This is a genomic window from Halomonas ramblicola (assembly GCF_030409215.1).
Taxonomy (GTDB): domain Bacteria; phylum Pseudomonadota; class Gammaproteobacteria; order Pseudomonadales; family Halomonadaceae; genus Halomonas; species Halomonas ramblicola.
The window spans coordinates 505,666-518,816 of record NZ_JAUFPL010000032.1; the positions used below are offsets into that span (position 1 = coordinate 505,666).

The 13,151-nt window shown below is 48.7% G+C and carries 11 protein-coding genes; all 11 read left to right on the top strand.

Annotation, left to right across the window (positions count from 1 at the left end):
- Nucleotides 1-90: 90 nt before the first annotated feature.
- The 11 genes from QWY80_RS16415 (at nt 91) to QWY80_RS16460 (ending at nt 12,864) form a co-directional block, all read left to right on the top strand.
- Complete coding sequence (locus tag QWY80_RS16415; protein WP_290233828.1) at nt 91-2,685, top strand: DEAD/DEAH box helicase; 2,595 nt, start codon at nt 91-93, stop codon at nt 2,683-2,685.
- 1,433 nt (nt 2,686-4,118) lie between these two features.
- A complete protein-coding gene (locus tag QWY80_RS16420; protein WP_290233830.1) occupies nt 4,119-4,628 on the top strand; it encodes a hypothetical protein in 510 nt (169 codons plus the stop codon).
- A 73-nt stretch (nt 4,629-4,701) separates the two neighbouring features.
- A complete protein-coding gene (locus QWY80_RS16425; RefSeq protein WP_290233833.1) occupies nt 4,702-5,514 on the top strand; it encodes a hypothetical protein in 813 nt (270 codons plus the stop codon).
- A gap of 133 nt (nt 5,515-5,647) precedes the next feature.
- The gene (locus QWY80_RS16430; protein WP_290233837.1) at nt 5,648-5,854 is read left to right on the top strand and encodes a KTSC domain-containing protein; all 207 of its coding nucleotides are present in this window, start codon (nt 5,648-5,650) and stop codon (nt 5,852-5,854) included.
- Nucleotides 5,855-6,172: 318 nt separating this feature from the next.
- A complete protein-coding gene (locus QWY80_RS16435) occupies nt 6,173-6,574 on the top strand; it encodes a hypothetical protein (protein ID WP_290233840.1) in 402 nt (133 codons plus the stop codon).
- Nucleotides 6,575-7,943: 1,369 nt separating this feature from the next.
- On the top strand, nt 7,944-8,531 hold the full coding sequence (locus QWY80_RS16440; RefSeq protein WP_290233842.1) for a hypothetical protein: 588 nt from the start codon (nt 7,944-7,946) through the stop codon (nt 8,529-8,531).
- Between the two features lie 387 nt (nt 8,532-8,918).
- Nucleotides 8,919-9,446 (top strand): hypothetical protein, encoded by a 528-nt coding sequence (locus QWY80_RS16445; protein ID WP_290233845.1) that lies wholly within the window; start codon nt 8,919-8,921, stop codon nt 9,444-9,446.
- A 421-nt stretch (nt 9,447-9,867) separates the two neighbouring features.
- Nucleotides 9,868-10,065, top strand: a complete 198-nt coding sequence (locus QWY80_RS19490; RefSeq protein ID WP_494337378.1) for a DUF3761 domain-containing protein — start codon at nt 9,868-9,870, stop codon at nt 10,063-10,065.
- Nucleotides 10,066-10,315: 250 nt separating this feature from the next.
- Nucleotides 10,316-10,876 (top strand): hypothetical protein, encoded by a 561-nt coding sequence (locus QWY80_RS16450; RefSeq protein ID WP_290233849.1) that lies wholly within the window; start codon nt 10,316-10,318, stop codon nt 10,874-10,876.
- A 79-nt stretch (nt 10,877-10,955) separates the two neighbouring features.
- Complete coding sequence (locus QWY80_RS16455) at nt 10,956-11,318, top strand: DUF2513 domain-containing protein (protein WP_290233851.1); 363 nt, start codon at nt 10,956-10,958, stop codon at nt 11,316-11,318.
- Nucleotides 11,319-11,433: 115 nt separating this feature from the next.
- Nucleotides 11,434-12,864 (top strand): IS1182 family transposase, encoded by a 1,431-nt coding sequence (locus tag QWY80_RS16460; RefSeq protein WP_290233854.1) that lies wholly within the window; start codon nt 11,434-11,436, stop codon nt 12,862-12,864.
- The last annotated feature ends 287 nt before the right edge of the window (nt 12,865-13,151 follow it).

Below are 13,151 nucleotides of genomic sequence, written 5' to 3' on the forward strand. Positions count from 1 at the left end.
TGCATTACATGACAACTGAGCCGAACACGCTGATGTCGGCGCTTAGGATACCTTGGTGTAGATCTTTAATATTAGCTATGATGAGGATTTATGGCGTTTAAAAAACCTTCCGCACATGTTCCTGTCCCTGAGAGTCCGGATCGGCTATTTCGAGATCTTCCTCGCCGCAAGCACCCAAGCCTATATGATCATCAAGGACAGGTTCTCCGAACATACGTAACCGAAGCGCTAGACGCATCAGACGTAGCTCTTCAGTTGCCAACTGGTAGTGGAAAAACCCTCGTTGGGCTGTTGCTCGCTGAATGGCGACGGCGAAAGTACGGCGAGCGCGTAGTCTATCTTTGTCCTACCAGACAGCTTGTGAGTCAAGTAGCTGACGAAGCGGACGATAAGTATGGATTGTCTGTGCAGGCTTTTACTGGCTCTGTAAAGAACTACACACCAAGTGCGAAAGCTGCCTACTTAGATGGAAACAAAGTGGCTGTTACTACCTACAGCAGCCTGTTCAATACTAACCCGTTTTTTGAGGATCCGGATATTGTTCTCGTCGACGATGCTCATGCGTCGGAGAATTATATTGCGAGCCAGTGGACGGTTAATATTCGTCGTTCTGGTGACGATGAGGGTTTGTTTTATGCTGTCGCTGGAGTTCTTAAGGGGAAGTTGTCAGATGTCAGCTATGCCCGCATGATTGGGGATAGAAGTAGCTTTGAGGATATGACATGGGTCGATAAGATCCCAAGCTATAAGTTGTCAGAAATCGCCCAAGAACTGCAGTCAGTTATATCTCAGAATATACGTGAAAGCGATCAGCGTTACGCGTGGAGCATGCTTGAGGATAATCTCGCCGCTTGCCAGTTGTATGTCACATGTTCAGAAGTAATGATTAGGCCACTAATACCTCCGACATGGACGCACCGTCCGTTCGCAGGGGCAAAGCAGAGAATTTTCATGTCCGCCACCTTGGGGGCAGGCGGAGACCTAGAGCGGCTCACAGGCCGCACAAATATCACTCGCTTACCTATTCCTGAAGGGTGGGATCGCCAAGGGATAGGTCGTCGATTTTTTATCTTTCCAGAAAGATCTTTGGCAGAGGATGAAATCCTAGATTTACGTCGTTCTCTAATGAGAAAAGCAGGTCGAAGCCTCGTGTTAACACCAACCAATGAGGCTGCAGAGAGCATTCGAGAAGATGTGGGCTCTATGTTGAAATTCCCAGTTTTTACTGCGGAAGATCTTGAGTCTAGCCGTTCAGGTTTTGTAGATGAAGAAGGTGCGGTAGCAGTGATAGCTAACCGCTACGATGGAATCGACTTTCCGAATCACGACTGTCGTCTGTTGTTTGTCGAAGGGTTGCCGAGAGCAACTAACCTTCAGGAGCGGTTCCTCATGACTCGAATGGGAGCCAATCTTCTATTTAATGAAAGGGTTCAGACCCGTGTGCTCCAAGCGGTCGGTAGGTGTACTCGAGGCCTTAATGATTATTCAGCGGTTGTGGTCACGGGGGAGGACCTTCCAGCCTACCTAACGGATCGCCGTAGGCGGAAGCATTTCCATCCTGAATTGCAAGCTGAGCTTGAGTTTGGGGTGGAGCAGTCGAGCGAAGTCAACGCGGCAACCATCAAGGAAAACTTCGAAATATTCCTTGAGCATGAGTCGGAATGGGAGGAGGCAAATGAAATTATTCTAGAAGCAAGGGGCAACGCAGTTCAGGAGCCTTTTCCCGCAATGGGTGAGTTATCCTCAATCGTGAAGCATGAAATAGTCTGGCAGCAGGCAATGTGGGGCCAGGACTACCCGAAAGCATATGAGGCTGCTCGTGAAGTGCTTGGTGGGCTAAACAATAGTGAGCTTCGGGGTTATCGAGCACTATGGCATTACCTTGCAGGGAGTGCAGCCGAACTTTCATCCGCACAAAAATATGCCGACTTAGGTGTGCAGGCAAGAGAGCAGTTCAAAAAGGCAAAAGACGCAGCAGCGGGTATTCCTTGGCTCGTCGAACTGGCGCATGGGCGCGATGAACCGCCAACAGCCGATGAACAAGATGATACAGTTATCCAGCTACAGGTCGAGCGTCTTGAGGCCTACCTACAGAAGCTAGGTACGGTCCATAACCGCGCGTTTTCGGCGCAAGAGAAGAAGATTCGTGACGGACTCCAGGATGGTGCCTCATTTGAGCAGGCGCAGGTGCTGCTAGGCGAACATCTCGGTTTTGTGGCGGGCAAGCGCGAGACTGATGCCTCCCCCGATCCATGGTGGCAAGTTGGTGATGTGGTTATCGTTTTTGAGGATCATGCCAATGCTAACCCAAGCACAGCCGTAATTGACGCGACTAAGGCGCGACAGGCGGCTTCTCACCCGGATTGGATCCGAGATCATGTGACGGATGCCGTAGATGCACGAATTATTCAGCCTGTGCTTGTGACACCAGCCAAGAAGGCGATGCCTGGAGCGCAGCCACATCTCATGAGGGTCGCTTATTGGGGGCTAGATGAGTTCCGGGCATGGGCTGAAGAAGCTCTAGTGACTGTCAGGGAGCTGCGTAGGAGCTTTCAGGAACCGGGAAACTTGGCGTGGAGGGCTGAAGCAGCAACAGCTCTTGTAAATGCCACGGCAGATGCGCCGGGACTGAGTGTTTGGCTTGAAAGACGGCCTGCGCGCGAATATCTGGAGGAAACGCCATAGGGTCTATGTTTTTCGGCTCAATCTCAAAGCCATACCAAAATGAGCAAAGGTCTGCTATTGGCCGAATTTGGAATTTAAGCATATGCTGATGGGACAGTTAAGGAAGTCGACGATCTAAAAGTATTTCTTCCGGAAAGTGAAGAGGGAAGTCAAGTCATCGCAGGGTGGACATCGTACTATAGGCATAGAAGTGTATGCAGGCTGACCATTTAATCTTCAGCGAACCTCCTGAGGATCTCGACGAAACGTGTACACACGGTGCTCTTCTCGGTGGTATGGCCGGGTACGATGACGAGTCGCTCGCCCGCTCATACTTCACCGCAGCGGCGCTCCTTGTTGACCAAGTTCTGGCGGATGGCGAGCGTGGGCAAGAAGTCATTTGTCCGATTCTCTATCTATACCGCCATGGCGTAGAGCTTTACCTGAAGGTAATCGTGCATCCGGAGAAACTAAATCATAGCATCGGGTCGTTGCTGCATGTGTTTTGTTGCCACGTCCGTGACCGCTATGGAGAGCACGCGCCGCTTTGGGTTACGAAGCCTATTGGACAATTGGCAGAGTTCGATCCGGACTCCGATCTGTTCCGATATGGGCGCACGCGGCGCTCGGAGATAGGACTACGGTTCACTAACAGGGGCGAGTTCTGGGTGGACCTCCGTAAGCTGAAGAGGACCATGAAGCTAGTGGAGTATGCGTTCCTGAGGGTTCTTGTGGCGGATTCTGAGGGACTTGAAGGTCTTCGACGTCTTGATGATGTTTGTAGCAAAGGCACAAGCCCAGCAAGCGCGTCGAGCCGGGCGCAAAGAGAGCGCAGATAAAGTACAACGTTAAATTTTACATCAGCTTTTGCCAAACGTCAGCTTTTGGCCGGATGGGAAACTTTAGGCTAGGCTGGTGAAAAGGAAAACTAAAAAGCACAACCACTTTCTTGCCATAGCCTGATGTGTAGATCGATGGCGTAGTCAGGTCGCTTGTAGAAAGTGGATGTCCTTCCTGCGTTCAATATCAGAGCGTTCCGAATAATCACTGTTAGAGTAACAGAGGAAATACGTATGGAGATAAGATTGCAGCAAGGAAGCCCGGTAGATGCAGATAGGTTGGAGGAGCAGTTGAAGGCCCAAGGGTACAAGCGTGTAGAAACACTTAATTCTAAGAGCCTAAAGCCAGGACAGTACCTGAGACATGACTTTTCTGGCACAGCGGATCGCTTTGAAGGTGCACCACAAGCACGGGTTGAATGGTGCCAAAAAAGCTAAGTAAAAGGGGCTTTTGTGGATTATAAAATGTTGGCTGCTTTATTGAAGCGTGCAGGAACGTCTTGTGGCCGACTTGCCCTAAAAAAGCTTTAACCCGACGCCGTAAAGCGCTGCGGCCGGCAAAGCCGGGCGGCGGTTGGTACGGCTCATCTAAACTAATCGTTAGGGCTCATCGCTATGCATCGCTACTACTTCATCGACTCGAACGGCGAAGATACGAATCTTCAGCTGTACTCACTCAAGCAAGCCAAGCTGTATTGGGCTGCGCTTGAGCATGATATATTGGAGAGCGCGGAGGTAGAGCATTTCCATGAGCGATGCGTCTTTATCATCTGCACCATCGGTCTTAGCGTGTCGCAGCTTCTTGGGCAGAACAATCCTGAGCCAGATAGCAAGTTGCCCTCGCCATCCAAGATCTTCGATTCTTTGGTAGATAAGCATGGGCTCGACCCGAGTCTTAAAGACCAGTTCAAAGAGTTCATTGACGCATACGACCATTGCCGCCACTTCGGGCTCACCAACGACGGAAGTAGGCACTTCCAAGTGAGCCAAGTGACGCTGGACAAGGCTCGGAAGTTCTATGGGTTCGGCTTGCTAGTCTGGGAGACTGTCGTTGATATCTTCCGCCGAGATCCGGAAAGCGAACTTAATGACCTTGACCTGGAGAGAATCGAGAATGAGCCCTAACTGTTCGTTCAAGCCGACTTCGCTTCGCGGGTTGGCTTAACTCAAACGTTAGGCTATAAAAAGAGAGAACGAAATGCCGAAATACAAGGTCCGAGGAATTGGAAAGGATTCAGGCCGCTCTCGCTCACGAACCTATACAGCCAAGGACGAAGCATCAGCCCGAGCAAAGGCGGAGGCCGATGGCACCGCTATAGATCAAATCGAAGAACTGCCTCCGGATCCGCCAACCGAAAGGCAGATTGCATATGCCAAAGACCTGCGGATTAGAATTCCACCCGATGCTACGAAAGCTGAACTCAGCGACCTAATCTCTTGCAAAATCGATGAAGATACGACGGCTTCCCCTCAGCTGATGAAAATTGCCAACGAATACGAAGTTGAAACAAGTCGCTACACTGGTGAAGCTTCGGTCTACGGTCAAATTTTTTCGGTGTTGTCTGAGTCTGGCCGAGAACAGGAACTGGCAGCATGGTTTGCATCTAATGTTCTGAATGATCGATTAGGCTCCCGATCCAAGACCGCCATTGTCTCCCCAAATGACCCTCAGTTGAATTCTGTGGCCGGGAAGCTCGTCGCCGACGATAAGGTAATGAAATCTATTAAGCGCTATTCCGGGTGCAGCTTGTTGTGGTTTGGGGAGCGAACCGGCACCGACGGGTATACGCTGCAGGGTGGAAGCAATAGAACCGCCGCCTACAAGGCTGCCGCGGCTTTAGTAGATCAAGAATTTGGCTTGAAGTCGGCTGCCACAAGTTCGCCCCGCAAACCCCATAGCCCCCGGTATGCTCCAGCGGAAAACGCGGGTGCTGAGAACAAAGGTCCATCCATTTCTATAATTGCGATTATCGTGATAGTCGTGCTCGTCGTCCTAGGCATATTGTTGTAGCCATGGTTCAGCACGCGCCTAATAAATTGCCGCAGAGGACGTTTGATCCGTCGCCCATTTTTGCTGCCGCAAAAAACGGGCGCCGCCTCAAATTCCCTTGAGCTCAGGAGTTAAAAGTTGGGAGGGGAACACCATGGTCGAATGGGTATCTGTCAGATCTAGAGCCATAACAGAAGTTGGATATGACACCGAGACTTCCAAGATGTTTATAGACTTTGAGGATAGTCATCCGGTTTATACCTTTTGTGGCGTGCCGGAAGCAGTGTTCCGTGAATTCGTGAACTCCGGTTCAGTCGGGCGCTATTATCATCAATACATCAAAGATCGGTACCAGTGCTAACCTTGCGCCGAGCTTTTAAGAAGTCGCATCAGTACGCCGCCTACGGCCGCCGGAAGTCCCTGATGGGCCGTTGCTGGCCGAATGTTGAACTGTAGTCCATGCTTATGGAGTGGCTGAGACATTTGACGATTCAGTGTGGACTTCCCGGGAAATACTACCGGCACATTTATCTGTGATATGCTGCCAAGCTATACATAAATGTTAGAATATTCATAGGATATAAGAGCTTACATTGCCTGCTCGGTTATTGTTTATAGTAGTCGGTATGATAATCCGATAAATAAGATTGTATTCCAACTGCTAGTAGGGGTGATTAGTATGACTGCACAGATACCCGAAAAACTCATTAATAATAAAGGTGGTGTGGAATTTGGTGCCTACAAGCTCTTCTCCATATTTATCGGTGAACCTTCAGGCTATAAGAATCGAAAGGCTTATCCATTCAAGCAGAAAGGGAAACCACAAGAACGTGCTTTTTGTACTGCTTGCTGGCGCGGGTATGTTTCTGTTTATGAGCTCAAGGCATCAGGGGAGCTGTATTTAGTTAAATTTGAATATCCATTTTCTTCTAGAAAGCCTGATGCAGCAAATGAAGTTCTAGAAGGTGATTTTTGGATTGAACTAAGGGCTGAGTTTTTTGGTGATACAATGTTTGTTCCCTTCAGGAATGGAAAAATAGTAAATGACCGGAGCAAATGGCGTGAAGTCAAAAGAACCTAACTAAATGCTGATAGGGAAAAGCTGACGCTGAACTTCGGTTTTTCAAGGTAAGGTATTATATCCTTTTCTGCTTTTATTGATTCATTGGTTCATATCTTTAATGCGTCTGGACAAGAGAGTTGGATATGGGTAGGACTTATTTTTAGCATGGGTGAAGAAAGTTTTTATAATTTAATTGAGCATCGTTTTGCTTTCATTGAATTCAATAGTGGTGGTAGAGATGAGTCGTAATAAAGCAAGGCAAAGATACTGTGTGCACTGCAAGGAATTTTTTCCGAGAAGTGAATTTAAACGTCATTTTCGGTCAGTGCATGGGCGGGAACCTACGCCTGGCGAAATTAACCAAGCTCGCGAGTTTAAATTATACATATGTCCCACGTATGAGTGGGAATATCCACCTAAAAGAGGGCCAGTTGTACAAGGGGGAGCGCCTGGTTTGGGCAAGAAGTCATGATCAAAAAAGCGGTGGATTAGTGCTTGCAATAATTATTTACTTCCCGGTTTTTTGTGCCCTTGCGGGTGACTTGAGTTGTAAGAATCGCCTGCTTTAATGCCAGCCAACTGATGATTAAACTAAATATTATATTTAAAGTAAATTCTTCTCAACGTCCGCTCATGTCCGATAGGAGAGCCCTAGCCTGTAATGATGTAATGTGATTGAATGTGAAGGTCGTCAACCGACAAAAACTGAGCGCATTGGGGTTAGGGAATGGACTATACGAAATACACAGTTCTGATGATAATTCTTGGCTATATTGGATATTGCGTCTTGTCCCCGAGTTTGTCTGGTGATAAGAGGAAAAATGGGGTAATAATGGGGTTGGTTTTTTTGATTGGCTGGCTTCTTATTGTAATGTCTGAGTGAGAAAATAAAAAGGTGCCGCTCACAACCGTTCTAGTGTGAGTTGGAATGGTAAGCCATAAGCGAAAGTAAAAATTTAGTTAAGACAATTCATTGGGTTACAAAGAGGCTATATAAGAATTAGTGGCGCTTAAGGTTTTTTAAATTAAAGGTTGCTGAGGGATAGCATAAGTTATAAGAAACAATGATCTAACTATTATTTGGCAAGTGTTCAATGACCGCTTCTGGCCGATATGAGAGCGTTAGTGTATGCTGATGTACGATTTAGGGATCTATCGATCCAAAGCCGACATGCCGACAAATGTTTCTGGCATGTCCATCTAAGTTAAGCAGCCGACACGATGATTGGTGTTATACTGCCGGCCTATATCTAATTATTATAAATTTTAGTGGGTTAGACTGTGAATGGCATGCGGTATAACTCGAATGAACGTGTCAGCGCGTGCAAGTCTATAAAAGAGCGTGAAGTCTAATCACTGTAAGGCCTTTAATCAAGTGTTAAGGAATATGATGACGAATGAGGAGTTCGTAGATCTGGCATGCCCGCATAGCTGGTTCTTAGTAGCTGACGACCTACATGATCAAGCCGTGCAGTTGAGGCAAAGTTTTGGGCGAGGTCATCTTAGTTATCTCGATCATAGATCTGGGGCACGAAGTGCTTGGGATAATACTAATAGATCGACTTTTCTACTTGCCTCGTTTGCGTTGGAAAATGCGATCAAAGCCTTCCTCGTTTACGAAAATCCAGGCTGGATTTCAAATGGTAAGCTTTCAAAACTTTTAAGGTCCCACAAACTTACGGAGTTAGCCTCCAAGTCTGTGAATATCCCTTACAAGACAAAGGGGTGGGGCATTTTGCGAGCCTTTGAAGAAGGCAGCGAATCATGGGCTAGGTATCCTTGTGCACTGAGCAAAGAAAATAGTTCTCTGCCATCCACTCTTGATGAGGGGCTTTGGGAAAAGTACGAATGGCTGATGGCCTCTTACGGTCGTCGCTTAACTAAACTGCTTTCGATGCATTGGAAAGGACCACATGGGTTTAAAGGGATATACGAGTTCAAAGGTAGATTCCTCGGAGCTTCAGCGCAGGCCTAACCAGTTGTTGCAGTACGCTCTGGGCTTGGCGGCCCTCCACTGGATGCCCGCTACGCTGTGCTAAAAGTGCACCGCTGAAAAAAAAGCGTTATATGAACACAGGCTGAAGGGCCGCTTCTGGCCGATTAGAGAACTATAGACTACGATTAAGGAATGGCAGAAGTAACTAACGACCTTGGATATGCTGCGGGCATGTCCTACTATGCTGTATAGTCGGAACCACTGCCAGTATTACTCTAATTAGCTAAATTAATATATGTTTAATTAAAGAAATTTTATATATCCGCTGGCCGCTGTATGGCATGGATTAACGCTCAGCCAAATTCGTCTATCTTGGCATAATAGTCTAATTGTTCATGGGCATGAAAAATGTTAGAAAATTTGGATGTGTTCCTGAAAGTCATTGACCGAATTATTCCGGTTTTGTCAGTTCGAGCTATGAGTCGACGCCGTTATTTTGAAGAAGTAATAGAGCCATTGTTTCGAGAGCTTGAACCAGTCGTGGAGGACTACTTCGCATTCTTCTCTAAAAGTCTAGAACTTGTCAGGGATGCGGATCGAAGCGAAATTTCAGCCATCGTTTCACAGGTAAGAGAGATGCGCGATAAACAATTTCTCGCAAGAACTAAAGTTCGCGAGCTTGCGAGGGTTTTACACGAAAGCTCCAAAGATCGGATAGTGATAAATTTCGGGCGTTGTGTATGCGCTTTGTTTGAAGCGGCCCCCCATAGACCGGACTTGAGAAAAATGTCAAAGTCCGTGAAGCTTATTGAGCTCTTCGAGCTTGTTGAATATAACTACGTAGGTCGTGCGGAACTTGTCCGAGCCTTGAAGGATTCAAAGGACGAAGTTTCAATTCAATGGATAGCTATTGTTCAATCTTACGGCCACCTTAGGCTACGGAGCGTTGTCTGATACGAACTGATTTATGGTTTAAGTGCTCCAGACTTGACCCGGTACTCTGCAGATGGATGTCGGGCAGGTGCTTCGCTTATTATTTTTAAATTAGGATTAGCGGCTTTGTCCTTTTTTATATCGCCTCCGTGCTTCGGCTTATATCAGCCCTTACTGAACGACTGCTTCTGGCCGATAGGGAGCTCTTGACTATGTTGAGCAAGCGATTTAGAAGATGAGTTTATATAGATTTTCTATACTAATGTTTTTCTCTATATTAGTGAGCGGGTGCGCGAATTACGGTTGTTATGAAGAAGATTATCTATTTTTTGGTGAAAAGTTTTCAGTCGGATATCTTTCGGATGTTCAAGATGCAAACGTGCGAAACCATATGGCGATCATGGAGGGTGTTGGTGATGAAATATTCGAATCTAAAGAAAAAATGTTAAGATATGGTTATACTGTTGTTGATTGCAATATAACCCCCAGGGGCGTTCGATACTGCTCTGGTGTTAAGAGCATTAAAGAAGCCCGCGTCAGGAAAATATGTCCTAGTCATGGGTCAGTTTGTGAAGATGGCACATACTCTAGCTCTCGGGGTAGGGGAACTTGCTCTCATCATGGAGGTGTTGCTGACTAGCTGCCTAACAATCTAAACAGGAAAAAAGCTAACCAGATCCTCGTAACGTCGTCTTCGTTATTCCAGGTGGGTGCTGCATAATGTATCATTGAAAGACCGCTTTTGGCCGGATGGAGTGTGTTAGCCTATGCTGATGGAATGGCTAAGTCAGTTGATGACTCAAAGTGGCCGGCCCATCAAATGCAGCCGGCACGTTCACCCAATGATAAGACGGGAACTCTAATCACTGTTCTGCTTCAAGGAGAAGCCGATGAAGATCGCATGCCTTGGTTGGGGCTCGTTGATTTGGGACCCTCGTGGATTGCCAATTCGCGGCAATTGGTTCGAGGACGGCCCAATTCTCCCAATCGAATTCGCTCGAGAATCGGGTGGAAAGCGCGTGACGCTTGTGATTGTCGAACAAGGCACTCTGGTAAGAACCCTATGGGCTCTGATGTCCGTGGTCGCCCTTGAGGATGCGAAGGCGGCTCTGGCAGAACGAGAAGGCATCTCCGAGGAGAACATCAAATACTCTATCGGCTACTGGTGTTCCGAGACCGAGACTTCGCACGGTAGATGTGAAGCACAGATCGGAGCTTGGGCAAAAGAACTTGGCCTTGATGCGGTGGTTTGGACTAATCTTAAATGTGGGTTTCGGAATGCGAGAGATAAAATGCCAACCTACGAACAGATCCTCGACCACCTACAGACCATTGATCATGAGGAACGCCAGGTAGCGGAGAGGTACATTCGAAGGGCGCCAGTACAAATAGACACCAAGTTTCGTAGGTGGCTCACACGTGATTTTGGTTGGGATCCGATTGAGACATAACATGTCGCTCAACCGGACATCTGTACGCTTCGCGCGCCGCTGTCGGTTAGCTATACGTTAGGCCGTTCAAGGAATAACAATGAAACGTGATCTTGACCTCGTACGTAAAATCCTTCTCACGCTTGAGGCTAAACCAGGGCCTGAGGCTGTGGAAACGCTGGACATTGAGGGCTATGACAACCTTACAATCAAATACCATTTGTTGTTGCTTGCTCAAGCTAAGCTCATTGACTACGAACCTGAAATGACGAATACGGGAAGAATAATTCGAGTTCTAGCCTTTAATCCGTCTTGGGCGGGCCATGAGTTTCTAGACGCAGTACGTGAGGAGAAAGTGTGGGAAAATGTAAAGGCTAAGGCCGCAGAGAAAGGGGTATCTATGCCCTTCGACATTGTAAAGTCCCTGGCGATTGATGCCGTGAAAAGTATTTTTGGGTTATGAGACCTAATTACTGTTATACATGCATAAGCTTATGCTCAACGTCCGCTCCTGGCCGAGGCTGTGTGAAAACGTGGCTCCCGCTATACTTTACCCGTGACAGCTCGTGGAGGTGCCAATGAAGCGCTTCGTTTCAGGTGAGTCCCGGTCTCAAGCCACGTTGTTCCCTGAGCTTCTGGATGATTTCGTCGCAGAGGACAACCCGGTCCGAGCCATCGAGGCCTTCGTCGAGGCTCTCGACCTCAGACAACTAGGTTTCAAGGGTGTCGACCCACATGCCACCGGTCGGCCCGCGTATCACCCCGCTATACTCCTGAAAATCTATCTCTACGGTTACCTCAATCGCGTCCAATCCAGCCGTCGCCTAGAGCGCGAGGCACAGCGCAATGTCGAGCTGATGTGGCTGACAGAGCGCCTGGCACCGGACTTCAAGACGATTGCCGACTTCCGTAAGCACAATGGCAAGGCGATCCGCGACACCTGTCGAGACTTTATCGTGCTCTGCCGGCGCCTGGGGCTCTTCTCACAAGCCATCGTGGCCATCGACGGGAGCAAATTCAAAGCGGTCAACAACCGAGACCGCAACTTTACGTTCGCCAAGATGAAACGGCGCGCCGAGGAAATCGAGAAGAGCATTGAGCATTACCTGCGCCAACTCGACTCAGCTGACCAGGGAGTTCCGGCTGTCACAGAAGCACAGGCGGCTCACCTGAAGGACAAGATTGCAGCCCTCACGGAGGAGGTGCAGCAACTGCAAGCAATTGAAATCCAAAGAACACAGGCACCAGACCAACAGGTGTCGTTGACGGATCCCGATGCCCGCTCCATGACGACGCGAGGCACTGGGGTAGTGGGATACAATGTGCAGACGGCCGTCGACAGCCGGCACCACTTGATCATCGCCCATGAGGTCACCAACGTCGGCAGTGATCGCAGTCAACTGTCCCGGATGGCCAAACAGGCGCGTGATGCCATCTGTGCCAGCGATCTCAACGTCGTAGCTGATCGCGGTTATTTTAAAGGAGAAGAGATTCTCGCGTGCCACGAGGCCGGTATCACCACCTATCTCCCCAAACCCAAGACCTCACCGAGTCAGGCCAAAGGGATGTATCCCAGAGAGGCATTTCGGTATGTGCCTGAAAAGAATGAATATCGCTGCCCTGCGGGAGAGCGGCTGATCTGGCGTTTCAAGAGTGTCGAAAAGAGCCAGATACTACATTGCTACTGGAGTTCGGCCTGCCCGTACTGCTCAATGAAGCCGCAATGCACCACGGGGAACTACCGACGAATCAAGCGCTGGGAGCATGAGGATGTGCTTGAGTCAGTGCAGTCTGGTTTGGACAAGAAACCGGAAATGATGCGCCTCAGACGCCAGACAGTCGAGCACCCGTTCGGAACGCTGAAGGCCTGGATGGGTGCGACACATTTTCTGACCAAAACCCTCAAAAATGTCAGCACGGAAATGAGCCTTCACGTGCTGGCCTACAATATGAAGCGCGTCATGAATATCCTCGGTACCAAGCGATTGATTCAGGCGATGCGGGCGTAATGCACCTGCCGCCCTAGTCGCGCCTGTAGCGGCCTGTGACGCTCTCCAGGGAGGATTTCTTGGGAAGCGTGACTTTGAATAACCTCGGATGTGGCGATGATGGAAGTGCTCTGAAGCGTCTCGTTGGCCGCTGAGAGCGGCTTCATCGCTAGATACAGGTATAGGCGGCGGGTATTCGTGTTTTCACACAGCCTCGACCGATTTCTGTCCTTCTCTTCTTAACCGAGGAATGGCACCCCACCGCTCTGTTACCTACGCTAACCCTATGTAACGGCCTCGAGCACCCG

Coding starts and splice junctions, on each gene's coding strand:
- QWY80_RS16415 (WP_290233828.1), top strand. CDS start 91: ATGGCGTTTAAAAAACCTTCCGCACATGTTCCTGTCCCTGAGAGTCCG.
- QWY80_RS16420 (WP_290233830.1), top strand. CDS start 4,119: ATGCATCGCTACTACTTCATCGACTCGAACGGCGAAGATACGAATCTT.
- QWY80_RS16425 (WP_290233833.1), top strand. CDS start 4,702: ATGCCGAAATACAAGGTCCGAGGAATTGGAAAGGATTCAGGCCGCTCT.
- QWY80_RS16430 (WP_290233837.1), top strand. CDS start 5,648: ATGGTCGAATGGGTATCTGTCAGATCTAGAGCCATAACAGAAGTTGGA.
- QWY80_RS16435 (WP_290233840.1), top strand. CDS start 6,173: ATGACTGCACAGATACCCGAAAAACTCATTAATAATAAAGGTGGTGTG.
- QWY80_RS16440 (WP_290233842.1), top strand. CDS start 7,944: ATGATGACGAATGAGGAGTTCGTAGATCTGGCATGCCCGCATAGCTGG.
- QWY80_RS19490 (WP_494337378.1), top strand. CDS start 9,868: ATGTTAAGATATGGTTATACTGTTGTTGATTGCAATATAACCCCCAGG.
- QWY80_RS16450 (WP_290233849.1), top strand. CDS start 10,316: ATGAAGATCGCATGCCTTGGTTGGGGCTCGTTGATTTGGGACCCTCGT.
- QWY80_RS16455 (WP_290233851.1), top strand. CDS start 10,956: ATGAAACGTGATCTTGACCTCGTACGTAAAATCCTTCTCACGCTTGAG.
- QWY80_RS16460 (WP_290233854.1), top strand. CDS start 11,434: ATGAAGCGCTTCGTTTCAGGTGAGTCCCGGTCTCAAGCCACGTTGTTC.